Raw genomic sequence first — 24,051 nt, 5'->3', positions numbered from 1 at the left:
CGCCTCCGTCAAGTCGAACAGATACACGACTACGTCTGGGGTGTCGATAGCGAGTTACCGCTGACGCATGGGACGAACGGCCGTCTGCCGGCGCCGACGACGACTCATCAAGTTCTCGACTCCTTCAGGCTCGACGGCAAGGTCGCGCTGGTCACAGGCGCGTCATCTGGATTGGGAGTCGCCTTTGCGCAAGCCCTGGCCGAAGCAGGGGCCGATGTCGTTCTGGCCGCTCGACGTGCTGACGGACTGAATGAGACCGCCGTCTCGATCGAGGCGACCGGGCGCGGCGCGCTTTGCGTAGTAACTGATGTGGCAGACCCCGGTCAATGCGATCGAGTGGTGAGCGAAGCCATCGCTGCGTTCGGCGCCGTTGACGTGTTGATCAACAATGCTGGCGTCGGATCCGCACATCCCGCTACCCGTGAGACGCCGGAGCAGTTTCGTTCCGTCATCGATGTGAACCTCAACGGCGCCTACTGGATGGCTCAAGCATGCGGGCGCGTGATGCGGACGGGAAGCTCGATCATCAACATTGCCAGCATCTTAGGCATCACGACTGGTGGGCTTCCGCAAGCCGCCTATAGCGCCAGCAAGGCCGGCCTCATGGGCTTGACCCGAGACCTGGCCCAGCAATGGGGCCTTCGTAAAGGCATCCGTGTCAACGCTCTGGCCCCGGGATTCTTTCACTCAGAGATGACCGGCGCGTATCAGCAGGGCTACCTGGACAGTCAGCAGCAGCGCACGGTGCTTGGCCGAATGGGTGATCCAACAGAACTCGCGGCGACCGCGGTTTGGCTGGCATCTCCAGCGGCCGGTTATGTGGTTGGCCAAACCATCGTTGTCGACGGCGGGCTCACAATCACTTGAGTCTCACTGAACGCGTGGATGATTGGAGGAAAGGCCAACTGAGGATGGCTGGCGCGCGGTACCAATAGCAGAAACAAACAGGAGGTAATCAAATGGCTGTGATGGAATACGTTCGTCGCCTCGACGCGACAAAGACATACGACACGGGCTTCCCCAAGTATCACGCTCAGATCTTGTCCAATCTCGAGAGCGCGCTCATGTTGGCTAGCCATATCGGCGAAGGGGGCTGTGGCCCGGGCCTGCACTATCACCGCGTCGACCAGATCTACTACATGGTGAGCGGTTCCACCAATGTGCGTCTCGGTGACGAGGAGTATGTCGCGGGGCCCGGCTCGCTGGTATTCATTCCGGCTGGGCTGCCGCACTGCAACTGGAACGATGGGCCAGGTGCCGAGACCCACTTCGAGATCATTGTGCCGGCGCCTTCCCCGGTACAGCCCATCGTCCACTTTGTCGACAATGTCGCGGACGTGCCGGTCGAGGACCGGACGGAGCGTCGAGGCTACGTCGTGTCGGCCCAGGATGTCGAAACAAGCGAACCAATGCCAGGATTCAGGATGACACCACTCGCCTCGCCGGCTTCGGGCTCTGACCATATCGTGATCAGTTTGGCCGAGGTGGATGCCGGTAAGAGCGGACCCGGTACGCATATCCATGAATTCGATCAATACTACTTCGTCCTCGAAGGTGAGCTGACCGTCGAGGTTGCGATGAAACGCCAAACGGTGGCGGCGAACACCCTCGTGGTTCTGCCGGCCGGAGTTCCACATCGCCAGTACAACGAAGGCGCCGTCACGGAGAAGCATCTTGCGATCCTTACGCCGGTCCCCGAGGAGGGGCAACCGTGGGACATCGGCGTCGACTTCGCAGTCAACGGCGTCAATCATGATGGACTGCCGATCCGAGCCACGGGACCTCTTTCTACATGACCGTTTCCGAGGTTTACTGGGACATCGGTCGAATCTGTTGTCGGGAAGTAACATTGGATGACGATGTGCGGCCGCGGGTCCAATGGACACCTGAAGACCACCGATGAAGTCAACCTTGTTGTCCAGGAGGGATCTCGACTTCCTCCTCTTCGAATGGCTCAAGGTGGACGCGCTCACCGACCGCGCTCGCTATGCCGAGCACGACCGCTCCACTTTCGAGGCGACCTTGGACCTGTGCGAGCGACTCGCTGAACAACGCTTTGCGCCGCACAACAAGAAGAGTGACATCCACGACCCGCATTTCGATGGTGAGTCAGTGCAAGTGATAAGCGAGGTCAAAGAAGCGATTGACGCGTTCAACCGCTCGGAACTTCTCGGTGTAGGCATGGACTCCAGTGTTGGTGGATCGCAGCTACCTCGGGTGGTATCGCAGGCTGCTTTCGCGTATTTCGCAGCGGCGAATGTAAGCACCTTTGGCTACCTGCTGCTGACTCTCGCCAACGCCAATCTGATCTCCAGATTTGGCTCACGAGACCAGGTCAACCTGTTCGTCAAGCCGATGCTGGCGGGACGGGCCCTGGGAACGATGTGCCTCTCAGAACCAGATGCCGGATCGTCACTTGCGGACATCACTACCAGGGCTGAACCCCAAGACGACGGGAGCTACAAGCTCTATGGGTCCAAGATGTGGATCTCAGGCGGTGATCATGACCTCAGCGAGAACATAATCCATCTCGTATTGGCCAGGATTCCAGGCGGGCCCGGAGGTACTCGCGGTCTCTCGCTCTTCGTCGTACCGAAATATCTTGTCAACAGGGATGGTGCTCTCGGGGATCGCAACGACGTTGTTCTCGCGGGTGTCAATCACAAGATGGGATACCGCGGGACCGTCAACACCGTACTGAACTTCGGCGAAGGTCGGTTCACGCCAGAGGGTGGCGCCGGCGCAATCGGCTACCTGGTGGGGGAGCGCCATTATGGCTTGCGCTACATGTTCCACATGATGAACGAGGCACGCCTCGCTGTGGGTATGGGTGCTACGGCACTGGGTTACACCGGGTACCTCAAATCAATTCAGTATGCACGTGAACGCCCACAGGGTCGTCCGCTGGATCGCCCTGGGCCGGCGAGCGCCCAGATGCCCATCATCGGACATCCGGACGTGAAACGAATGCTGCTGGCGCAGAAAGCATACGCTGAGGGCGCTCTTGGTCTGCTGCTCTACTGTGCGCGATTGGTAGATATCGCGGCTAGCCCACGCGGTGATGCGGAAGCCGCTGCCGCCAACCAGCTGTTGAGCATTCTCACACCGATTGCCAAAAGTTGGCCCTCGCAGTGGTGCCTGGAGGCCAACAATCTGGCGATTCAAGTGCACGGGGGATGTGGGTACACCCGCGAGTATGACGTGGAGCAGCACTTTCGCGACAACCGGCTGAACTCGATTCATGAAGGTACACACGGGATTCAAGGTCTGGATCTCCTCGGTCGCAAAGTGTCTGAGGACCGCGGGGCGCTGTTCGAAAGGCTCACATCGGTTGTCACTGAAACGATCGTGAGTGCCATTGCGACCGGAGGCGAGGCGGCAGAAATGGCTACTGAGCTGGCGGCTCATTGGGAAAGGCTGGCGGCGGTTAGTCAGGTCTTGGTGTCTTGCGATAACCGGGGCGTAGCGCTGGCCAACAGTTCGTTGTATCTGGAGGCCTTCGGGCACATCATTGTCGCGTGGGTCTGGCTGCAACAAAGGAATGTTGCCGATCGAGGCGAGGGTGACTTCTACGCTGGCAAGAGGCAAGCTGCGCGATACTTCTTCAAGTATGAACTGCCCAGAACCGCTGCACAGCTTGACCTACTAGAACAGCTTGATCGAACGACTGTGGAGATGGAAGAGCGCTGGTTCTAGACCGGTGAAGCCAGCGTCTCTTCAAATCCCGCTCGTCTCAATAGCTTCGAGCACACCCTTGGTCCCCACCCAACCGCAAGGAGGTCGGTCATGACCGACATCATTTGGCAACCCGACCCGGAGGCGATGTCCGAATCGCGAATTGCGCACTTTACGAAGTTCGTCGAGGACCGCCATCACATTGAACTTCCCACCTATCGCGATCTGCACAGGTGGTCCGTTACGCAACTGGATGAGTTCTGGCAGGCGGTCTGGGACTTCTTCTCAGTGTCATCGACAAGTGAGCCGGGTCCGCCAATCGCCGACCTGCGAATGCCGTCGACGTCGTGGTTCCCTCATGCCCGTTTGAACTACGTGGATCATGTGCTCCGGCACGGAAATGATGACGACATCGCAATAGTCGGCGGTGGCGAACCTGGAACGGCGCATCAGACTGTTACCTGGCGCGAACTACGTCGACAGGTTGGCGCCCTCGCACATACCCTTACGGACCATGGCGTCGGATCCGGGGACTGTGTAGTTGGTTATGTCCCGAATGTGCCGGAGGCCGTCATAGCCTTCTTGGCTACTGCCAGCATCGGGGCCATCTGGGCCGGGTGCGGCCAAGACTACGCTGCCACGGCAGCGCTGGCGCGGCTTGGACAGCTAGAACCTGCGGTACTCATAGTCGCCGATGGCTATGGATTCAACGGCGTGGCACAGGATCGGTCGGAAGCGGTTGCTTCGCTGGCATCCGCGATGCCCAGCGTCCGTCTGACAATTGCCATCGAGAGACTCGGATGCGGCGTTCCCGGCGCGATGTCATGGTCTCAAGCGACGGAGGGGGACGTCGCAGTTGATCCTGTCGCCGTACCGTTCGATCACCCCTTATGGGTGGTCTTCTCATCCGGAAGCACCGGTGTCCCGAAAGGAATGGTCCACGGGCACGGCGGCGTGCTGCTCGAGCAGTTCAAGTCCCTTGGACTTCATTTTGACATCGGGGCTGCGGACACCTTCTTCTGGTTTACGACGCCGAGTTGGATGCTGTGGAACACCGTCGTAGGTGGTCTTCTGGTCGGAGCCCGCATTGTTTGCTACGACGGCAGTCCGGGATTCCCGGCTGAGGGAGGGCTCTGGGATCTCGCGGACCAACTGGGTGTGACGGTGTTGGGGCTGAGTCCGGGACACCTGATGAGGTGTCAGAAGAGTGGTAGCACGCTGCGTGATGACGGTCGACCGCTTTCGGGCTTGAGAAGTGTAGGCGTCACGGGTGCCCCGCTTCCCCCGGATACCGCTCGGTGGCTAGCAGAAGCGCTGGGGCCAGATGTGCGCGTCTCTTCGGTAAGCGGCGGAACCGATGTTGTCAGCGGACTCGTCGGCAGCGCGCCGAATTTGCCGACCCGGGCTGGAGAAATCTCTGCTCCGTGCCTTGCGGTCGCTGTCGACGCCTTTGATGACGACGGCCAGTCCGTCCGTGGGGCGGTAGGAGAGCTTGTCGTCACGTCGCCGATGCCGTCCATGCCCCTGAGGTTGTGGCGTGATCCCGACGGCAAACGCTACCGAGACACCTATTTTGCGACGTTCCCGGGGGTGTGGCGACAGGGAGACTGGATCACTGTCACCGACACCGGCGGGGTGATCATGCACGGCAGGTCTGATGCCACGCTGAACCGCCGCGGTGTGCGGATGGGCAGCGCCGACATCTACGACGCGGTGGAAGTCCTGCCCGGGGTCCAAGAGGCTCTGGTCTTGGGAGTTGAGAACAGCGACGGCAGCTATTGGATGCCACTGTTCATTGTTCCGACCCCTGGGAGCCAGCTTGATGGACCGATGCGCGAGCGCATCATCGATGCGATACGTCGCGATGCATCACCACGGCATATACCGGACGAAATCATCGCTGCACCTGGCATCCCGCACACGCGCACCGGAAAGAAACTAGAAGTCCCTGTCAAACGACTCATGCAAGGTGCGATCCCTGCGTCGGTCGTCGATCCGAGCGCGACCGACAACCCCGAAATCGTAGACTGGTACGTCGATTTCGCATGCCGACGACTACAGCAAGAAACCACACCGTCCGGCGGTTGAGCCTGAATAGTTGATCGGCCACGGTGGGCGTCGAGGTGCGGGACGGCAGCCAGAGAGGTCACTCCATCAAGGCTGGGTGCGATCCGGTGTCACAGAGCGATCCTGCGACACCGGCGAGTTCCGAGATGAAATGAGCGTTTCAGTCAGTGCTGCCCTGCTACTTGAGCCCCATGCGAACAGCCTCACGGCCCCAACGGATGTGATCGACAGTACGAGCACCCGCCTGTCTGGCGTTCCGTGCCTCGCAGGCCTCCATGATGGCCTCGTGCTGGGCGTACACCGTTTCCATCAGGTCCTCGCCTTCGAGGGCGGAGGTCATCAGCTTGTGCGCGGCAGATTCTCGGTGGCATTCCGCTGACAGTTCTTTGAGTTTGGTGTTAGGACACCGGACGAGAAGCGCGGTATGAAAGGCTGTGTCAAGGTCGAGTCGGCGGCGCCACTCGTTCGCCGGGACGCTTCGGTGCGCGCTCATAAGATCTCGCGCTTTGGCTAGATCCTCATCGGTGAGATGCGGTACCGAGGCCACAATGCACGGCTTCTCGAGTAACTCGAGTACATCTGAGGTGTTGATTACATCGTGGAGCGTGGGGCGAGCGACGCGCACCCCGCGGTGCTCGTGCCCCGAAACCAGGCCCTGTCGGCGTAGCTCAGCGAACGCCTCGCGCACGGGGGTGCTGCTTACTCGGAATCGCGCGGCAATATCGTTCTGTTGTAGGCGCGTACCGGTGGGGATTTCACCGGAAAGTATCTGATCTCGGAGCGCCTCGGCGATCATGTTCGACATGGTCCGTGGCAGAATCACGTCACTCATGCGCTTGAGTCTTTCTTGCGGGTCTGGGGGGTTGGAAACACCGTTGTACTAATGAATGCCATCGCAATAATTGGGCCATGTTGTGTTCACCGGTTCCCTCGCAGTTCTCACCACCGTATCAACATTATGCATAGTACTCAGTCGACGCCCCAATAGGCGAGTCGAGCGGAGCATGGAGCGAGCATCTACCTGCGGCTAGTAGTCCGCTGACCCGCACAGATTGCCCCGGCCATCGGCCATCGTGCGGTGAAAGTCGACCGCCACGAGGGTTGGGACGCGGACCAGGCCGGGCCGGCCGGTGTTGAGGCGTGGCGGTGTCGTGATGCCTGGATTGCGCAGGCGGTCTGCGAACAGCGATGATCAGTTCGGGTGCGGTCACGGCAACCATCGACGACCCGCTCGGAGTTCGCTTATGAGGCTATTGTCCGATCCGAGCGTCGGGGGCGCAGTGTGCGTGCGCCGCGTTCGTTCTGGACCGGCAACATCGAAAAATCGAATTGGTGGGCCAGGTAGAGTGATCGTGCCGAGCGTCGCATGTTCAACGTCCACGAGTAACCCCTGTGATCGCGTCTGCTCCCACTCGTAAACCTCACGAATACTGCGGATCCTTCCGGCGGGAACACCGATTCGATCGAGGGTAGCGAGCAGTCGATCGGTCGGGCAGTAGGCGAACTTACGCTGGACCACGTCGTTCACCCGGTCTCGATTCGCAACACGTTCCGGGTTGGACGCCATTCCTTCTGCCGACGGGTCGAGTCCGAATCTTTCACAGAATCGTCTCCACAGGCCGTCGCTGCCTATTGCGATCTGGATCTTGCCGTCTGCGGTATCAAACATTCCGTACGGGCAGATCGAGGGATGGTGGTTGCCTGAAGGCTCTGCCGGCAGTCCGGCCACGGTCCATTTCGTACCTTGGAAGGCGTGCACCCCGACCACAGCCGATAGCAGTGATGTGCGGACCATCTTGCCGCAGCCCGTGCGCTCGCGTTCGTGTAGCGCCGCTAGGACGCCGAAGGCGCCGTACATGCCGGCAAGCAGATCTGCGATAGGAACCCCGACGCGTTGGGGATCGTGCCGTCCGGCACCGGTCACCGCCATGAGACCGGCTTCGCCCTGAGCGATCTGGTCGTACCCGGCGCGACCGCCTTCTGGACCGTCATGGCCGAAACCACTGATGGACAATGTGATCAGGCGCTCGTTGAGTTTCTTTAGAGTCGCTTCGCCGAGGCCGAGTCGGTCCATGGTTCCCGGTCGGAAGTTCTCGATGAGAACGTCCGCACTACCCAGCAACGTGTGCAAGGCCTCACGGTCCGACTGCGCCTTCAGATTGAGGGTGACAGATCTCTTGTTGCGGTTCGCGCAGAGGAAGTATGTGGATTCTCGATCTGCACCCTTCGGCTCGATGAACGGTGGTCCCCAGTTCCGCGTGTCATCACCACCAATAGTGCTTTCCACCTTGAGCACCTCCGCCCCGAGGTCACCGAGCATCATTGCCGCGTGGGGGCCGGCCAGCGCCCGGCTCAAGTCAACGACCACAAGGCCGGCCAGCGGTCCGGGGCTATCCTGACCAGCGTCGACCGCGGCGAAATCAGACATATTGGTCATGACGAATCACCCGAACTCAAGTGTTGTAGTGGCATTCTTCTGACGGGTCGTTACATCGACATTCCGCCGTCGACCGGCAGTACCACACCCGTGACGTAGCCGGCTTCTCGCGAGGCCAGAAAGGCTACCGCAGAGAACATTTCAGCCGGCTCGGCGAATCGGCCCATCGGGATCTGGGCGGCCAGCTCAGCTTTCTTGTCGTCCGGTATGGACGCGATCATGCGCGTTTCAGCGTTGGGCGATATCGCATTCACGGTCACGCCGAAATGAGCAAGCTCCTTGGCCGCGGTCTTGGTGAACCCGACAATCCCTGCCTTGGCAGCGGCATAGTTTGCTTGACCGATGTTGCCGTGTAGGCCGGTGAACGAAGTGACGTTGACGACGCGACCAAAGCCTCGAGCTCGGAAGTGTGGCACACACGCACGCGTCAGCTTGAACGTTCCACCGAGGTGCGTGGCAAGAACTTGATCCCAGTCCTCGTCGCTGATCTTCCAGAGCGTCTTGTCCCGAAGGATTCCGGCGTTGTCGACCACTACGTCGATCCGACCGGTTTCGGCGATCACTTGCCCAACGATGGAGGTGACCGCATCGGTATTGGTGACGTCGACAGAAGCCGCTATCGCGCCTACTTCGGCTGCGGCACAGCCCAGTTCGACGTGGTCATGGTCAACAAGGAACACATCCGCACCGGCTTTCACGAAGCGTCGCCCCAGCTCCAAGCCGATGCCACGTGCCCCGCCACTGACAATGACCGTTTGACCCGAGAAGTCGTAAGAGAGGTTTGCCATTTCTTCCTTAGGTGTCAAATTGGCGGCGCAATAAAGAGTCCTTTGTCCGGATCGTTGAACGACTTTGCGGCGACGAGCTCGTCGGCCGGGTTCGCTGTGCCCCACTGATCGGAAACATCTGGCTCGGCCGCGTTGAACGTCGATGGGTGCCAGCTGTCTTCGTCGATCACGGTAAGTTCGGTGGTGTATTCGGCAACGTTGCCGACTGGATCCAGGAAGTAGCTGAAGGTGTTGTCGCCGGCCTTGTGTCGCCCCGGGCCCCACACTTTCTCCACACCCGCCCGTAAGAGGCGGCCGGTACCGCGCATGTACTCGTCGAGCCCGCGCATCTCAAATGAAATATGGTTGTTCGCTACGTGAGGGCCGCGGGCTATTGCGATGCTGTGGTGCCATTGGTTGCAACGCAGAAACCACATGAAGCCCCCTACGTTCGGCAGCGCCATGGTGTCCGAGAGTCGGAAGCCCAGGTGCTTCTGGTACCAGTCGACGGTTGTCTCGGGCGTCGGAGAGTTGACTACGAAATGTGACAGACGTACAGGAATAGACTCGCGAGCCTCGATCTTCCGATGGTCTCGCACGGCGACGTCAGCAGACACCTCGATCACCCGCCCCTCGCAGTCGAAGAATCGCACGCCGTACCCGCCTCCCGGGGTGTCCAGTGCGCGCGGCTCATGTACGAGGTTTACGTCTTGTCCGACAAGGTAATTCGTCAACCGGTCGATGTCAGCAGCTGACTCAGCCCCGAAGGACATCAGGTCGAGCCTCTTCAAATCGTCCTGTCGGAGCCGCAGGATGTAGTGCTCAGGTGAGCCCTCCGCAGCCAGGAAGTGAACGCCGGAATCATTGGCGACCTCTGTCAGTCCCCAGACATCGCGGTAGAAGACGAGTTGTCTTTCGAGCTCGGGCATCGCAAGGTCGACATGCCGTAGGTGCGTGATGGGCGACGTATTCATTCGTGAACTCCTTTGCCGGTCCCGATGAGGTGTCCGCCAAGCCAGTTGGCGATGACATCTCGGATCGATTTCATGTCGGCCCCCATGTGGCCCCCCGGGTACAACCGAGCCGTTTTAGGATCACCATGCTCGAGCGCCAGCGTGATATCTGCCGACGAGTTCTGGAGGTCATCCTTTCCGTTCGCCAGCAGCAGTGGGCAGCACGGCGTATCGAGCACGCCTTGGTCAAGAAGCGATAACTCGGGACAACGCGCGACGTAGTCTTCGAACGTCGAGCCGCCGAAGATCCGCGCCCGCGCGGCCATCAAGTCCATCAGATACGACGAGGCGTTGCGGGACTTCTTTTGCCACGATGGTTGGAACGTCAGGTGGATTCCGCCTCCCCAGTTGACGGCCGCGACAAGCCGATCGCGGTGAGTGTGCGCCAGTTTCGTAGCCCAATACCCGCCAAACGATCCACCCATCACCGCCACACGCTTCGCGTCCAAATCACTGTTGGTGATCCATTCAAAAATGGGATCCCACATCCGCTCGGCGTCGATTCCGGCAAGGACTGGCGACTCCCCAACCCCGGGCATGTCGGTGTGTATTGTGGCGATACCCAGGCTCCAGAACCGCTCACAGCCGATGAGTGATTCTTCCTTCCAGCCATCGATTCCCGCCCAGTAGATCAGTACTGGGGGGTTGTTCACCGCCTTCGGCCGGACTACGTAGAACGCGACAGTGTCACCTTCGCCCTCTCTGCCCGCGAACGGAACCTCGACCCGTTCGAGGGGTGGGTCATCCAGCGACCTAGCGCGGAAGAAGTATTCGCGGGCCCTGTCGTATGCATCGGCCTTCGCGGGATGGTTCGGCACCGGGTAGCGGCCTAGGAACGCGAACTGGTACGCCTTCCACCATGCGGCGCGGGCAGCCGTGATGTCACCTGCATCAGCTGCGGCTTGCGCCTCCGAAGAAAACGCCGACGCAGTGGCAAGCCAGCCCCTACTCCACGACACAGGATCGATCCCAGCCAACTCATCTATGGTGCGGCTGGCAGCCTCAACGTCGTCGAAATTCATTGGATATCGCCGAAGTTCAAGGTGGTTTCGAAGCCACTCTTTGGCGCCTTCCAGTGTTTGTTTCTCGGGCCCGGTCGAAGTGTTGACCACGGTCATGCTTACCTGCTCTCGTGTTCTGGGGGCTACCGCAACTCATCGGACGGAAGAGTCGCAACGCGGGGGTGTGTGCCGTTGGTAAGGGCAGTGAGCTACACGCCTATTCCGCCTGATACGTGCGGGTCGCTCAGAATCGCGCGATTGAGGCCGCCTTGCTCCAGGAGCACGGTCTGGCCTGTCGTCACAGCGTTGTGTCGTGACGCCAACAGCGAATACACATAGGCATAGTCGGAAGGTGTTGGAAGCCGCCGCATCAGCGACATGCTTTCGAAGCTGGCTTCCATTGCCTCCTTGGGGATGTCCGATTGCTTTGCGTCTTGGAGACCCAAAGTCGCGGGCCCCCGCAGTTGGCTGTCAGCGATGGCGCCGGGCGCGACACCGTTAACTCGCACTTTCGGCGCGAACTCGAAGGCCAACTGCCGCACGGCGCTCACGACAGCGCCTTTGGACGCGGTGTACATCAATCCACCGCCATCGGCCGCGTAGGCGGCTACGGAGGATGTCAATACGATCGCTCCCAACTCGGCTTCCAGTAACTCCAAGAACACCCTGCTGGCTAGGAAGTAACCCAGAACATTGACGTGAAACAGCTCATCGAAGAGGCCGCCGACCAGTTCGACCGGTACGTCTCGCAACGGAATGTTGCCGTCGAAGATTCCTTGCGCACCGATGAGACAATTCAGTTTCCCCCAGCGATGCACGATTCTTTCCCGGCACTCGGTTAGGTCATCCACATTGGTGACATCTCCGCGGACCAGCAACACTTTGTCGCCGAATTCGTCCTCGAGGTCACGTAGCTTCTGTTCCGACACTTCGAAAATTGCGACCTCAGCGCCCTCGCTGAGGAAGTGCCGAGCGATGCCTAGGCCTAGACCTGATCCGCCACCGAGGATCAATGCAACGTCTCCATCGAGCATTTTCATGAACGCGTCCTTTCCTGTACCAAGCAGCCTGCGTTGCGGTATTGCGCGGAGATTCTCCCTGCTTCGGCCGCCCGCCACGACGTGACATCTGGGGCGCTCGAGAAGCGAGTCTGCCGGTCGCGATTGCGATGGAGAGCCCGGCCTTGAATATTTAATTTCTGTACTGCTGCAGCCTTTTTGAGCAATGCGGATTGATCGATTCGATCGACGCCCGTTGCGCCACCCCATGAGTTTTGATCCCACGATCGATCCGCCCGGCCGCACCACGTAGGCCCGCTGACAGCGATCAGCCCCGCATAGCTTGCAGCCATTGCCGATAGAAGCTCAGCTGGAGGTGTTCACCGTAGCCGGTCCGCCGTCGGATACCGGGGCCGTTCCAGTCGGGGTCAGGAGACTGATCGACCGGTGAGTCATTGCCCTGCTGAAAATGGAGTTGCATCTGGCGTTGCCTAGCCCAAGGGCTGGAGGCGGCCCGTGCGACTCCTTCCCATGCGACCGTGTCGTCCTGTTCAATCACGCCTCCCGAGCCAAACGCCATCTGGCCCAGCCTTGCATCCTCTTTCGAGGAATCGTCGTTCTGAAATTTCCACACGATCTGCCAGCTCCATACTTCGAGTTCGCCGGGCCCAATCGGCTGCCATTGTCGAAATGAGGTGGAGATCGACATCGAGCCGGCACCATCTCCGGACGCGGATCGAACGAAGCTCAGGTTGGGGAAGATCGTGCCGACAATCGGGCCATCGTTAGTCGCCACATAAAGCTGTGACTCGTCGAGGTGGGATAGCTCGAACGCATCTTTGATGTGAGGCGGATAGCCCCACAGCGTCATGTTCGGGTCAATTGTCGTCCAGGCGATTCCGAGGAATGAGTGACCGTTTTCGAACTCATACGGGCGAGCGGCTTCACACACGAAGTCAATAGGTCCGGACAACCCGATCTCTGGCCCGCTCTTGTGGAGTGTCGGGACGTGATACACATCGCCGCAGAAGTTCTCTGCGGCAGTCTTCCAGTCTGCCTGGACGCGATAACGGTCGGGCGGCCCTACGACGCGTACTCCGTCGGGGTGCAAGGTGAGGAGTGTGTCGAGCATCCAGCCGGCACCGCCGAGGTAATCCTCTAGCGAGCCCACGTCGGGCGATAGGGAGGCGAAAATCAAGCCATGGCGGGACTCGACGCGTGGGGCCTTCAAGAGGCCCCACTCCGACTTGTCCAGGCGAACCCCGTAGGCACGCTTCATGAATGGCGTGCCGATGAGGTCGCCGTTGTTGGAGTACGTCCAGCCGTGATAGGGGCACTTGAAGAAGCGCGAGTTACCCTGATCAGTCTGGCAGACTTGGGTTCCACGGTGGCGGCAGTAGTTTGACAGGACGTGGATGTCGCCGTCGCCGTCTCGGGTGACGATCACGGGGTCCACTCCGATACGCCGCTGAACGAAGTCGCCGGGATTCGGAATCTCGGTCTCGTGAGCCACGTATACCCAAGTCCTGAGGAAGATACGCTCCATTTCGGCAGCGAAGACGCCAGGGTCATTAAAGATGTCAACCGGCACGAGGTCTTGGCCGAGCCCGGCCTCGACCCGGTTCAGGATGTCATCGAGGCGGCTAGGCAGTTGCGGTGCCAGGATGTCCGTCATCAGTCCTCCAAATCGCCGGTTTGTGCTGCCCCGACGTTACGAACAGTTTGGCATCGTGACCAGTGATGTTTTTCGATCTCTAATATTGATCGTGTCGATGTGTAAAGGCTTCCGCGACATCGATGTAATCAATGCCAAAGATCGACGATATTCACTTCCGATGATGAGGCCTGAAAGTTACCGTCGTCTGATCGGCGACCCGCTACGTGCTCGGGCGGCTGCTGCACTCGCGAGACATTTGCGCGTGCAGAAGTGGTCTGCGCCAGCATGTTCGACGAAGTAGCGGTGCGGCGATCATCTGCGCTCACGGCGCCGAGCGAACGAGAGTGGAGGCATCCGAATGACTGGGACCCTTGCTGAGGATAAGGTGCGCTTGGAAGCGTTGTTGGCAACTGCCACACAGTTTCTCGGTCTTGAGGCACGACTACTTGACGAGGGTCGCGAAGAGGAGTGGCTGGACCTGCTAGGTGAGCAGCTGCAATACGTGGTGCCGGTCCGGCAAGCCACGGAGCCGCGCTCTAACGAGATCAGCAAAACGTCCTTTCGATTGCGAGAGAACAAGGCCACCATCGCCAAACGCGTGGAACGCCTCAACACGGGCTTCGCCTATGCGGAAGTTCCACCGTCACGCACTCTTCGGGTCGTGGGGAGCATTGAGGTGACCGGCTTCGATGGCGACGTTGTTGACGTAAGTAGCGCACTGCTGCTTTACCGTCAACGCGGTATAGATCCGCATTTTCACCTTATCCCGGCCCGTCGGTACGACAAGATCCAACTGACGCCCAGCCCACAACTGGTTTGGCGTGAGGTCATCCTGACCGAGACGGTTTTGGCGACACCGAATTTGGGCGTATTTTTGTGAGCGGAAGAAAGAGTGCGCGTGATTCGATCGAACCACAGTGCATTGGCGAATCATCCCACCGGCACTGCCGCCAATAGGCAATGAGCGCGCTACAACACGTAGCAGTGATCGGCGCATCCGCGGCCGGAATCTCGGCTGCGGATGGTCTACGTGACGCGGGCTTCGAGGGCCGAATTACCATCCTTTCGGGGGAGGACGTTCCGCCCTACGCGCGGCACTCGTTGTCGAACAACCTACTTGCCGCGGTAGGCGATCAACACCCCCCGCCCTTGCGTACGAGCGAGCACTTTGCCAGCCAAGAAATTGACCTGCGGCTGGGGGAGGCCGCCACAGCGCTGGACATCGATCGCCAGAACGTGATCACCACCAACGGCGAACCAATTCCTTATGACGCGGCGATCGTTACGACCGGCGCTCGTGCGCGTGTGGTCCGAACGTCCGGAGGTTCGCCGCTGCCTGTTCTGCGCACAACGAATGACCTGGTGGCGCTGCGAGCCATAGCGGCGACCTGCGATGACATCGCGATCATCGGGGCGGGTTTCATCGGGCTTGAAGTCGCCGCGGTCCTCCAAGAGAGTGGGGTGCAGGTAACGGTTTTCGGAGCCCAGCCCTTGCCGCTAGTGGAGACTTTTGGGCCCGAAGTCGCGGCTACTTCGCTGAAGCTACACAGGCATCGCGGCGTGGTTATGCAGATGAGCAGTCCGGTAGTTGAAGTACGCGGTGGGCCGGGTTCCTACCGCATCGTCACCGGTGATGGTCGTGGCTATCGGGCCGCCTACGTCCTCGCGGCCGTCGGTGCTGAGCCAGACACGGATTGGCTTTCAAGATCAGGCGTGGCCATCGATCGAGGGATTGTGTGTGATGCAGCAGGCGCAACATCGGTGTCGAAGGTGTTCGCCGCGGGTGACGCGGTCCGAAGTGCTGGCAACCTCAGCCGGCATTGGGCTGGTGCCGTCGAGCACGGCCGTCATGTTGCCCGTAACCTGGCGCGCAACGAGCGAGTGCCGTTCAGACACCTGCCGTACGTCTCGACTACTCAGTATGGCCGGCAGTACAGCTGTTGTGGGAGTAGGTATCCGGGGGATGAAGTACTCGTGATCGACGGCCACCTAGACGGCGACTTTGTTGCGCTTTTCACCGACGGTTCCGCATTTCACGGCGCGGCGTCGTGTGGTCATGGTGACCTCCTCCGGGACTGCCATGCGGTGTTACGCCGCGGTGCCACTCTCAACGACGTGTTCCGGCGCTTCGGCCTGACGGGTCCTGCGGCGGTGTAACACTGCCTCATTGGGTGTGCTGCCGCAAGCTCTATTTTCAGCCGTTCCGTAACACATTGTCGCGTGCCGCCAGAAGCGGTGTGTTCAAACGATCTTCGCTTCGTCGCTGGTGGGCGACTGCGTCGACCTCGAGCGCGATGAGGGATGAACGCCCGAGAATCCCTTTGACGGGTGAATCAACGGTGGCATATCTGCCGCCAAACGGCGTAGTCGCTCGCGCAGCCAGTTGTTGGCCGGGTCGCGCTCGGATCGTGGCGACCACACCATTATCTCCGTGATCGGGGCAAGTTCAAATGGCGGCTCCAGCAGTCTGAGTCCATCATCGAAGTTGAGGGCTCGTGCCAGTCGCTCATGAATCAGCGCGAGGAACGGACCGCGGCGAATGAGTAGGTGGGCCAAGCCGAAGCCGGCGATGACCCTGGTGTTGCGGCCGATGCCGAGAAAGTCCAACTGCATCTCCGACAGTGATGGAGTGCCAACGATATTGGTTGCGAGAAATGGCGCTGTATTGAACTGTTCAACAGTCAGGGTGTCACCGACCGCGGTGTTGGCGCTGTCGACTGCACACACCAATCGGTCGCGGTACAACACCTCGTGGGGAAAGTTGCGATGATCCGAGAAGACTTCTCGCGGGATTATCAACACATCGGCCTGTCCGCTGTGCAGGCGCGCCGCGTAGTCCTCAGTGGGTGGCATGATCTCCAGCTGGACATGGGGCGCTTCGGTGTCGATGCCGTTGATGAGAGGCCCCAAGAATGTGAGTGTTGTTCGGTCAGTGGCGATAATCGAGAACGTCCGATGGTCCGACTCGGGGTGGAAGCCATGATGAGACAGCGCAGCTTCGATTCCTGACAAGGCATCTCGGACCGGGCCCACCAGGGTATCGGCCAGAGGAGTAGACATCATGCCGCGGCCTTCGCGTACCAGAATGGGGTCATCGAGGAGTTTGCGCAATCGTCCGAGAGTCGAACTCATCGCGGACTGGCCAATATGTAGACGATCGGCGGCCCGGGTGACACTGCGCTCGGTCATGAGGGCATCGAAAGCCACCAGCAGATTGAGGTCAACGTTATTGAGATCGACCACTTCTCGCCTCCAGACGCCGTTTGATGGGTCAGAAGGTGGACCCCTCATCGTGGAAAACTCGCCGCTGCACTCCACTGCATTGACGAAACCGATAGTTGCTATCGATAGACATTGCTTCACTTGATGTGCGACGCAAGCCTATTCTGCCAATGTGCGCGACTGATTTCGAGAGCACAGCACAGATTCAGCTTCTGAGAGGTAACACGTCGTGGCGATATTGTCCAAGTCTCATCGGCTATTCGATCCCCTGGATCCGGAGTGTATCGCTGATCCCGATGACTATATGCATGCGTCCCGATCAGCTTGCCCGGTAGGGCAGGTCAACGATTTCCTTTTCACAGCCAACACGGACGCGGCGGTCCGGGAGGTCTTCGACGACGCGGCTCACTTCTCCAACCGCGGAAACTTCTCCCTCACGGCCGAGGACCGAACTATTCCCGTCATCGCGGTCACCATGGCTGATCCTCCGGGGCACACTGTGCTTCGACGGCGGCTCCTGAAAGACCTTGCGCCTGCGCGGTTACGCAGATTGGCACCTCGAGTCGATGATGTGGTGGGCCGAGCGATTGATGCGCTGCCGTCGTCGGGCCGGGCGGATCTGTACGCGGACTACGTCCACTTCATCCCAGCCGCGGTCCTGTTCTCGCTGATCGGTGTTCCTCAGTCCGCATGGACCGACGTTCAAGAATGGTCGGACGTTCTGGTCAGCGGGCTCGCGGGACGGTCAGAAGACCTTCCCGAGTTCGGCGCGTTGACGGGCTACTTGAGCCAACTGGTCGAGGACCGGCGGGCACGACCCGATGACCGCCATGAGGACGTGTTGGACAACCTTTGCTTTGCCGGCACCGATGAAGCGGAGATGTCGACCCTTGAAGTCATCATGCACCTTATGCAGCTGGTGGTCGCTGCGACTGACACCACTCGCGGACTTATCGCAAACCTGCTGTACCGGCTACTCGAGCATCGTGACTTGTGGGAGCAGGTGCTGGCTGACCGGTCGATATTGTCAAATGCCATCGAGGAGTCGCTGCGCCGCGATTCCCCGGCTCAGTTCATGGTGCGCTCAGTCGTCGAAGACGTCACCGTCGCATCGTGCCCAATCCCGGCGGGCAAGAAGATATACCTCAATATCCAGTCGGCTAACCATGATGAGCGCAGATGGGGCGGCGATTCGAGAACGTTTCGAATCGATCGCCCCGGCGCAGCTGGACACCTTGCGTTCGGAAGGGGAATTCATGCCTGCATCGGAGCGCCGTTGGCACGTCTCGAGGCGCACGCTGCGGTGGCTGCCTTGCTCGACGCCTACCCCGATATGACGCTGGCACCGGGCGCCCGATGGACGAAATGCGAAGGCCCGCTGATCAGAAGAGTCAGATCAGTCCCCGTGCTCCTTACGGGTCGGGAGGACTGATGAGAATTGAGCTGGACCGCGATCGCTGTGAAGGTCACGGTATGTGCGAGGCGACCGCACCCGACTACTTCTCGGTCGACGACGATGGAAATTTGACGGTTCTTGCTACCGAGGTTTCGGACGGCGATGAAGCAGTCCTGGAAAGCGCGGTGCTGGCTTGCCCGGTTGCGGCCCTTCGCCTGCAATAGAGGCGTGGCGATTCGCTAAGTCCTCAGGTTGGTTGGCGACGTCCAACGATCGTCCTCGCGCTCGGCTGCCCATTGCTGATTCATCGAGATGGCCGCGCAGAAAGCTCCTGGCGACCCCGCGGATCGGGGTCGTTTCACAACACGCCATCACGAAGGGCGCAGCATTATGAGTTTGGACCCGGTCGAAGGCGACGCCGGTCGCCCTGATCCCCGTCGAACGTCGTCAGGTCCACGAAACCGTCTGCGGCACTACCTGCCTCGGCAGACGGGGTTGATTCCGCTCCGTGACGGACGGCTGGACGTGTCCGGTGACCTCACAGCTCTAGCCCAACTCATTGGCGATCACTCGCTGCCGCCGGTGGTCGACAACGCCGAAGAGCCTTGGGTGGGAATAACCACCGATGGACACGCGATACCCGGTCTCTACTCGCTCGAGGACAACGGCTTCGACTGCGCTCCCGCGGTGGCTGCGGCTCGCAGGTTCCTTGCTGCAGTGTCGGCGCGGGACCGCCTCGACGCCCTGCAGCCGTTGGACTCGTCGGCATGGCGCAAGTGGACCAACGCCTTCCCGGATTGGAACCCGAGCGGAGTGTGCCTACAGAATGTGGGCGATGAGGCTCGGCAAGCAGCGATGCAGTTGATGGCGGCGAGTTTGAGCAGGCGTGGCTATCAGACGGCCCGTGATGTGATGCGGCTCAACCGGACTCTAGGAGAGCTTGTCCCCGACTACGCAGACACACTGACCGAATGGATGTACTTCCTCACTGTCTTCGGCGATCCGCACATCACGGAGCCCTGGGGTTGGCAGATCTCAGGCCACCATCTCGACATCAACTGCGTCATAGTCGGCAGCCAGATGGTGCTGACCCCCACTTTCATGGGGGCTGAGCCGTGGTTCGCCGAGTCGGGAACATATGAAGGTACCGAGGCGTTGACCGCCGAACGCGAGACAGGCTTCGCCTTCTTCGCCGGACTGTCTGACCGCCAGCGGGAAACGGCTACGCTGCACGGGTCAATGCTCGCTCGTAATCTGCCGCACGAGCTTTCGGGTCTGGTCGAGGGACGTCACCTAGCGGGTGCGGGCCACGACAACCGGTTAATTCCCTACACCGGGCTGCCGGCGCGTGACCTGTCAGCCAGCCAAATGAAGAAGCTGCAAAATGTTGTCGAGACGTATATCGGTCGGCTCCCGATTGGACCACGGCGCGCGAAGTCCAAGGAAGTGGAGCGTTGGCTACCCGACACCTGGTTCGCGTGGATCGGTGGCGACGACCGCGATGGGCCGTTCTACTATCGGCTCCAAAGTCCGGTGATACTCATAGAATTCGATAATCACGGCGGGATCTTCTTCGACAACGACGAGGCCGAACCGTTTCACACCCACACCATCGTGCGGACACCCAACGGCAACGACTACGGCAAAGATATCCTGCGCCAGCACTACGAACGCCACCACCGCGCGCATTTCCCGTGACACGTGTAGGCATCCAGCCATTCCGGGGCGGAAACGACTCTCAGCCTCTACGCATTGTGCATAATGCCGTGTGTGGCGTAATCTGATTTTGTGGGAACGGATGCGTACAGGCTGATGAACCAGCCGCGCATTTCGATCGGCCTCTAGTTATTTGTTTATTCGTTGCTCGTCCAACGGGGAGTGAACAGGATGCGTATCGCCAACATCGACGGCCGGCTGAAGCTGTTGATCGGCACCGGCGCTGTCGATGTCGAACACGCAAGTGGGAGTAGGTTCTCAGCTGATCCGCAAGCCGCCTACGAGGATTTTGAGAGCCTCCGCGCATGGGCGGAGACGGTGACTGAGTCCACCGAACCGTTTGAGCCCGAAAGGGCTGGCCCGCCTGTGCCGGCTCCTCGTCAGGTCTTCGCGATCGGTCTTAACTATCGCGAGCATGCCGCAGAGGCCGGCGAGGCCGCGCCCGATAAACCGATCGTGTTTACGAAGTACATAAGCTCATTCTCCGGCCCGGTCACTGAGGTGGAGTTGCCTTCGGGAGCTGTCGACTGGGAGGTCGAATTGGTCGCGGTGATCGGCAAGACGGCTCGCAATGTCAGTGCCGAGCACGGTTGGGATTATGTCGCTGGATTGACTGTTGGCCAAGATATCTCAGAGCGTGCCCTACAGATGCACGGCGGCAGCCCACAGTGGAGCTTGGCCAAATCGCTGCCGGGGTTCTCGCCGATGGGAGCGGTCCTGGTTACGCCCGACGAGCTGCCCGACTGCAACAATTTGCACATCGGTTGCGCGATCAACGGTGAGGTGGTTCAGGACAGCAGGACCTCGCTCATGATCTATCCCGTACCCGATCTAATCGCTTATCTCTCAGGGCTTGTCACCCTTTACCCCGGCGATGTCATTTTTACCGGGACGCCTTCGGGAGTGGGCGTCGCACGTAAGCCTCCCCGTTTCCTGCGGGTTGGTGAACACCTACGCAGCTGGGTGGAGCACATCGGTACGCTCGATCAACGCTTGGTTGCCTCGAAGTCGATCGGGGCCTAAGTGAGTGGCGGTTCCCCGGGGCCTCGGAGCTGCTCACTCCAGCGCCAGCGGTCCCGGCGACCCGCCGGCGTCTAGAGCTGGCGACCCTCGCGACGCAGCAGGTCCGCCGCGCTGAGACCGCCGCCACGGCGCGGCGGCTTCTTGTCGTCCTCGCTGGGCGCGTTGAGCTTCTGGGTGGCCGCGTCGGTGTCGCTCGGTCGCGGCTTGCTCACCGGGATCGCCCGCGTGGCGGGTTCGTCCTCGTCGGGCCGTTGCACCGGAATGGCGGTGGTGGCATCGGTCGGTGACGCTTCACCGCGCCCCCGCGGCGGCATCGCCCGGGTCGGATCCGTGGACGGTGTCGACGGTTGCGGTGGCTGGCCGGCGGTTCCGGGCCGGCCGCGCAACTCGCCCAGCCACGATTCGATTTCCCGCTCACCGGTCGCCGGCGGCGGAGTCGGCCCGGCAGGCGCCTGCGGTTGCCGCTGGGTCGCGGCACCGCCGGTGTGGATGGCACTGGTCACCGCGTTGCGCATGGCATTGCGTGCCGAAGCGAAACGCGTTGTGGGCGCCTCACTTTCGGCTGCGCTCGGCTCGGGACCGGGTCCATGCTGCGGGGTCGGGATCCGGCTGGTGCCGGCGTTCGGGGCCTCCGGCAACGCCCGGGTGCGGGCCTCCGACCGCGACCGGGTCGCACCCTCGGCGGCCGGGTGGGTCGGATCGTGCGGCGGCCGGCGGTCGGGAACCGAGGCTCCCGCCCCGACGAGGGCGGGATCGTCCTCGGGCTCGGGGTTGACCATGTGCTTGCGCTCGTCGGGCAGGTGCATTTCGCCCAGCCCGATCTTGTTCTGCCAGCGCTTCATCCAGCGCGGAGCCCACCAGCAGTCGTCGCCGAGCATCTTCATCACCGCGGGCACCAGGAACATCCGGATCACCGTGGCGTCCAGCAACAAGGCGAACAGCAGACCGAAGGCCAGGTACTTCATCATCACCAGGTCGGAGAACACGAACGCACCGGCCACGACGGCCAGCACCAGGGCGGCCGCCGTGATCAACCGGCCGGTGGTGGCGGTGCCTATCCGGATCGCCTCGGTGGTGGACATCCCGCGTTCGCGGGCCTCCACCATTCGGGACACCAGGAAGACCTCGTAGTCCGTACACAAGCCGTAGACCACGGCGATGATCAGCCCGATCACCGGGGCCGTCAACGGCGTTGGGGTGAAGTTCAGGATGCCCGAGCCGTGCCCGTCGACGAAGATCCACGTCAAGATGCCCAGCGTGGACCCCAGCGTGAGCGCGCTCATCACCGCGGCCTTGATCGGCAACACCACCGATCCGAACACCAAGAACATCAACACCGTCGTCGTGCTGAGCAAAATGAGGATCATCAGCGGCAGCTTGTGGAACAGCGACGCGATCGAGTCCTGTTCCAGCGCAGGCACCCCGCCCACCCACATCGTGACGTCCTTGGGCAGCGAGATCGACCGCAACTCCTCCATCTTCTTGGCGGCGTCGTTGCGTACCTCGAGCCCGTTCTGCAGCACGGTGACGTTCGGGTCGGTCTTCTCCTGGGTGACGTTCGGATTGTCGACGTCGGGCGCAACCGCGCGCTCGGCCCACTCATCGGAACTGAACCCGGGGATCTGCGCGGCGCGCGTGGCGATCTGCTCGATCTGATCGGGCGTCGCGTTCTGGATGACCAGTGTCAACTGCTCGGTGCGGAAGCCGGGGAAGGTGCGGTCGAAGTCCTCCTGCGCCATCCGGACCGGGTTGTCCGGCGGCAGGTACTTCTCGCTGATGCCGCCGAGCGCGAGCTTCCCGAGCGGGACGATCAGCAGGATCATCAAGATGATGATCGGCACGGCAAACAGCAGGGGCCGCTTCATGACCCGGTTGGCCAGCTTGCCCCAGAATCCCTTCTCGACCTCTTCGCGGGTCTTGGTCTTCTGGGTCTTCTCGGCCAGCCACTCGATGATCGCGCGGGAGAAGCCCCAGTTGCGCAGGAACGGCACCCGCAACAGCGTGCGCACGCCGAACGCGTCGACGTTGGGACCCAGGATGGCCAGGATCGCCGGCAGCACGGTGACGGACAGGATCGCCGCGAGCATCACCGACGACATGCCGGCATAGGTCAGCGACTTCAGGAAGCCCTGCGGGAACAGCAGCAGACCGGCCAGCGACGCGACGATCAGCACCGCGGAGAACACCACGGTCCGCCCGGCGGTCATCATCGTGCGCCGCACCGCGGCCTCGGTCTTGTAGCCCTCGGCGAGTTCCTCTCGGAATCGGCTCACCACGAACAACCCGTAGTCGATCGCGATGCCCAACCCGATCAGCGTCACCACCGGCTGGGCGAAATAGTGCACCGGACCGAACTGGGCTACCAGCATCAGGATGCCCATCGACCCGGCAATGGCCAGACCACCCACCATGGCGGGCAGGAACGCCGCGATGACCCCGCCGAACACGAAGAACAACACCACCGCCACCAACGGCAGCGCCAGCACCTCGGCGCGCTTCTGGTCCTCGGCGATCGTCCCGGTCAACTCGTTGGCCAGCGGCTGCAGGCCGGCCAGTTCGATATTGCCGTCGTCGACCTGCTCGAGGTCCGCTTTGACGTGGTCTTTGTAGTTGTTGAGGATCTCATCGTCGTTGTCGCCCTTGAGCGGCATGATGATGAAGGTCCGGGTGCCGTCCTCGGTGTTGAAAATCTCGGCGGCCGGGCTCGTCAACGGGTCCTGGCTCGGGTCGGTCAGATACCCGCGCCACATCAACACCTGGTCGGGGTGATCCTCGGCGACCTTGTCCAGCTCCTCGCCCACCTTCTTGGACCAGGCCGGGTCGTTGACCTTCTTGCCTTCCGGCGCGTCCAGGATGGCCACGATGTGGCTGAGTCGGTCGCGACCGTAGACATCATCGGCCAGCACCGAGGCCTGGACCGATTCGCTGCCGTCGTCGTAGAAACCACTTTGGGTGACGTGGTTACCCAGGCTCATGCCAAAGATGCCGCCACCGATACACAACGACACCATGACCGCGATGACGATGAATCGGTACTTGAATACCGTTCGGCCCCACCAGGCGAACACGTAGGCTCCTA

The 24,051-nt window shown here is 61.0% G+C and carries 19 protein-coding genes; 10 read left to right on the top strand and 9 right to left on the bottom strand.

Annotated elements, in window-relative coordinates; all coding sequences use genetic code 11:
- The first annotated feature begins 84 nt into the window (after positions 1-84).
- The 4 genes from RCP80_RS21995 (at position 85) to RCP80_RS21980 (ending at position 5,763) form a co-directional block, all read left to right on the top strand.
- Positions 85-867, top strand: a complete 783-nt coding sequence (locus tag RCP80_RS21995; RefSeq protein WP_308482975.1) for an SDR family NAD(P)-dependent oxidoreductase — start codon at positions 85-87, stop codon at positions 865-867.
- 92 nt (positions 868-959) lie between these two features.
- Positions 960-1,796 (top strand): cupin domain-containing protein, encoded by an 837-nt coding sequence (locus RCP80_RS21990; RefSeq protein ID WP_308479694.1) that lies wholly within the window; start codon positions 960-962, stop codon positions 1,794-1,796.
- 103 nt (positions 1,797-1,899) lie between these two features.
- Entirely contained in the window at positions 1,900-3,696 is a 1,797-nt protein-coding gene (locus RCP80_RS21985) for an acyl-CoA dehydrogenase (RefSeq protein WP_308479693.1), read from the top strand.
- Between the two features lie 90 nt (positions 3,697-3,786).
- Positions 3,787-5,763, top strand: a complete 1,977-nt coding sequence (locus RCP80_RS21980) for an acetoacetate--CoA ligase (RefSeq protein ID WP_308479692.1) — start codon at positions 3,787-3,789, stop codon at positions 5,761-5,763.
- Positions 5,764-5,920: 157 nt separating this feature from the next.
- Here RCP80_RS21980 and RCP80_RS21975 read toward each other — a convergent pair whose 3' ends face one another.
- The 7 genes from RCP80_RS21975 to RCP80_RS21945 all read right to left on the bottom strand — a co-directional run bounded on the left by RCP80_RS21975 (position 5,921) and on the right by RCP80_RS21945 (position 13,633).
- The gene (locus tag RCP80_RS21975) at positions 5,921-6,574 is read right to left on the bottom strand and encodes a GntR family transcriptional regulator (protein WP_308479691.1); all 654 of its coding nucleotides are present in this window, start codon (positions 6,572-6,574) and stop codon (positions 5,921-5,923) included.
- A gap of 375 nt (positions 6,575-6,949) precedes the next feature.
- Positions 6,950-8,179 (bottom strand): CaiB/BaiF CoA transferase family protein, encoded by a 1,230-nt coding sequence (locus RCP80_RS21970; protein WP_308479690.1) that lies wholly within the window; start codon positions 8,177-8,179, stop codon positions 6,950-6,952.
- A gap of 50 nt (positions 8,180-8,229) precedes the next feature.
- A complete protein-coding gene (locus tag RCP80_RS21965; protein ID WP_308479689.1) occupies positions 8,230-8,967 on the bottom strand; it encodes an SDR family oxidoreductase in 738 nt (245 codons plus the stop codon).
- Positions 8,968-8,981: 14 nt separating this feature from the next.
- Positions 8,982-9,920 (bottom strand): VOC family protein, encoded by a 939-nt coding sequence (locus RCP80_RS21960; RefSeq protein WP_308479688.1) that lies wholly within the window; start codon positions 9,918-9,920, stop codon positions 8,982-8,984.
- Positions 9,917-11,077 carry an alpha/beta hydrolase family protein gene (locus tag RCP80_RS21955; RefSeq protein WP_308479687.1) on the bottom strand — a complete coding sequence of 387 codons (1,161 nt, stop codon included), beginning with the start codon at positions 11,075-11,077 and terminating at the stop codon, positions 9,917-9,919. The genes RCP80_RS21960 and RCP80_RS21955 overlap by 4 nt, the downstream gene beginning before the upstream one ends.
- A gap of 92 nt (positions 11,078-11,169) precedes the next feature.
- Positions 11,170-12,000: an SDR family oxidoreductase gene (locus RCP80_RS21950; protein WP_308479686.1), complete on the bottom strand. Its 831-nt coding sequence runs from the start codon at positions 11,998-12,000 to the stop codon at positions 11,170-11,172.
- A 286-nt stretch (positions 12,001-12,286) separates the two neighbouring features.
- On the bottom strand, positions 12,287-13,633 hold the full coding sequence (locus RCP80_RS21945) for an aromatic ring-hydroxylating oxygenase subunit alpha (RefSeq protein ID WP_308479685.1): 1,347 nt from the start codon (positions 13,631-13,633) through the stop codon (positions 12,287-12,289).
- Positions 13,634-13,973: 340 nt separating this feature from the next.
- On the opposite strand from RCP80_RS21945, the gene RCP80_RS21940 reads away from it, so the two are divergent.
- Together RCP80_RS21940 and RCP80_RS21935 are read left to right on the top strand one after the other, a co-directional pair.
- Positions 13,974-14,495: an aromatic-ring-hydroxylating dioxygenase subunit beta gene (locus tag RCP80_RS21940; protein WP_308479684.1), complete on the top strand. Its 522-nt coding sequence runs from the start codon at positions 13,974-13,976 to the stop codon at positions 14,493-14,495.
- Positions 14,496-14,599: 104 nt separating this feature from the next.
- Entirely contained in the window at positions 14,600-15,772 is a 1,173-nt protein-coding gene (locus RCP80_RS21935) for an NAD(P)/FAD-dependent oxidoreductase (protein ID WP_308479683.1), read from the top strand.
- A gap of 84 nt (positions 15,773-15,856) precedes the next feature.
- Here the strand turns inward: RCP80_RS21935 and RCP80_RS21930 are convergent, their stop codons facing one another.
- Positions 15,857-16,858: a LysR family transcriptional regulator gene (locus tag RCP80_RS21930; RefSeq protein WP_308479682.1), complete on the bottom strand. Its 1,002-nt coding sequence runs from the start codon at positions 16,856-16,858 to the stop codon at positions 15,857-15,859.
- Between the two features lie 208 nt (positions 16,859-17,066).
- Here RCP80_RS21930 and RCP80_RS21925 point away from each other — a divergent pair, with 208 nt between their 5' ends.
- The 4 genes from RCP80_RS21925 to RCP80_RS21910 all read left to right on the top strand — a co-directional run bounded on the left by RCP80_RS21925 (position 17,067) and on the right by RCP80_RS21910 (position 20,972).
- Positions 17,067-18,269, top strand: a complete 1,203-nt coding sequence (locus RCP80_RS21925; protein ID WP_308479681.1) for a cytochrome P450 — start codon at positions 17,067-17,069, stop codon at positions 18,267-18,269.
- A complete protein-coding gene (locus RCP80_RS21920) occupies positions 18,269-18,457 on the top strand; it encodes a ferredoxin (protein ID WP_308479680.1) in 189 nt (62 codons plus the stop codon). The genes RCP80_RS21925 and RCP80_RS21920 overlap by 1 nt, the downstream gene beginning before the upstream one ends.
- 301 nt (positions 18,458-18,758) lie before the next feature.
- Complete coding sequence (locus tag RCP80_RS21915; protein ID WP_308479679.1) at positions 18,759-19,931, top strand: DUF3500 domain-containing protein; 1,173 nt, start codon at positions 18,759-18,761, stop codon at positions 19,929-19,931.
- Positions 19,932-20,120: 189 nt separating this feature from the next.
- Positions 20,121-20,972: a fumarylacetoacetate hydrolase family protein gene (locus tag RCP80_RS21910; protein WP_308479678.1), complete on the top strand. Its 852-nt coding sequence runs from the start codon at positions 20,121-20,123 to the stop codon at positions 20,970-20,972.
- 71 nt (positions 20,973-21,043) lie between these two features.
- Here RCP80_RS21910 and mmpL3 read toward each other — a convergent pair whose 3' ends face one another.
- Positions 21,044-24,040, bottom strand: a complete 2,997-nt coding sequence (mmpL3, locus tag RCP80_RS21905; protein ID WP_308479677.1) for a trehalose monomycolate exporter MmpL3 — start codon at positions 24,038-24,040, stop codon at positions 21,044-21,046.
- Positions 24,041-24,051 lie beyond the last annotated feature (11 nt).

Origin of the sequence: Mycolicibacterium sp. MU0053, assembly GCF_963378095.1 — a bacterium.
Classification (GTDB): domain Bacteria; phylum Actinomycetota; class Actinomycetes; order Mycobacteriales; family Mycobacteriaceae; genus Mycobacterium; species Mycobacterium burgundiense.
This window is presented reverse-complemented; position numbering and strand designations above follow the sequence as displayed.

Bases quoted from the DNA above. Each gene is read 5' to 3' on its own strand.
- RCP80_RS21990 (WP_308479694.1), top strand. From the start codon at position 960: ATGGCTGTGATGGAATACGTTCGTCGCCTCGACGCGACAAAGACATAC.
- RCP80_RS21920 (WP_308479680.1), top strand. From the start codon at position 18,269: ATGAGAATTGAGCTGGACCGCGATCGCTGTGAAGGTCACGGTATGTGC.
- RCP80_RS21955 (WP_308479687.1), bottom strand. From the start codon at position 11,077: ATGACCGTGGTCAACACTTCGACCGGGCCCGAGAAACAAACACTGGAA.
- RCP80_RS21970 (WP_308479690.1), bottom strand. From the start codon at position 8,179: ATGACCAATATGTCTGATTTCGCCGCGGTCGACGCTGGTCAGGATAGC.
- RCP80_RS21960 (WP_308479688.1), bottom strand. From the start codon at position 9,920: ATGAATACGTCGCCCATCACGCACCTACGGCATGTCGACCTTGCGATG.
- RCP80_RS21950 (WP_308479686.1), bottom strand. From the start codon at position 12,000: ATGAAAATGCTCGATGGAGACGTTGCATTGATCCTCGGTGGCGGATCA.
- RCP80_RS21980 (WP_308479692.1), top strand. From the start codon at position 3,787: ATGACCGACATCATTTGGCAACCCGACCCGGAGGCGATGTCCGAATCG.
- RCP80_RS21940 (WP_308479684.1), top strand. From the start codon at position 13,974: ATGACTGGGACCCTTGCTGAGGATAAGGTGCGCTTGGAAGCGTTGTTG.
- RCP80_RS21910 (WP_308479678.1), top strand. From the start codon at position 20,121: ATGCGTATCGCCAACATCGACGGCCGGCTGAAGCTGTTGATCGGCACC.
- RCP80_RS21945 (WP_308479685.1), bottom strand. From the start codon at position 13,633: ATGACGGACATCCTGGCACCGCAACTGCCTAGCCGCCTCGATGACATC.
- RCP80_RS21965 (WP_308479689.1), bottom strand. From the start codon at position 8,967: ATGGCAAACCTCTCTTACGACTTCTCGGGTCAAACGGTCATTGTCAGT.
- RCP80_RS21975 (WP_308479691.1), bottom strand. From the start codon at position 6,574: ATGAGTGACGTGATTCTGCCACGGACCATGTCGAACATGATCGCCGAG.
- RCP80_RS21985 (WP_308479693.1), top strand. From the start codon at position 1,900: ATGAAGTCAACCTTGTTGTCCAGGAGGGATCTCGACTTCCTCCTCTTC.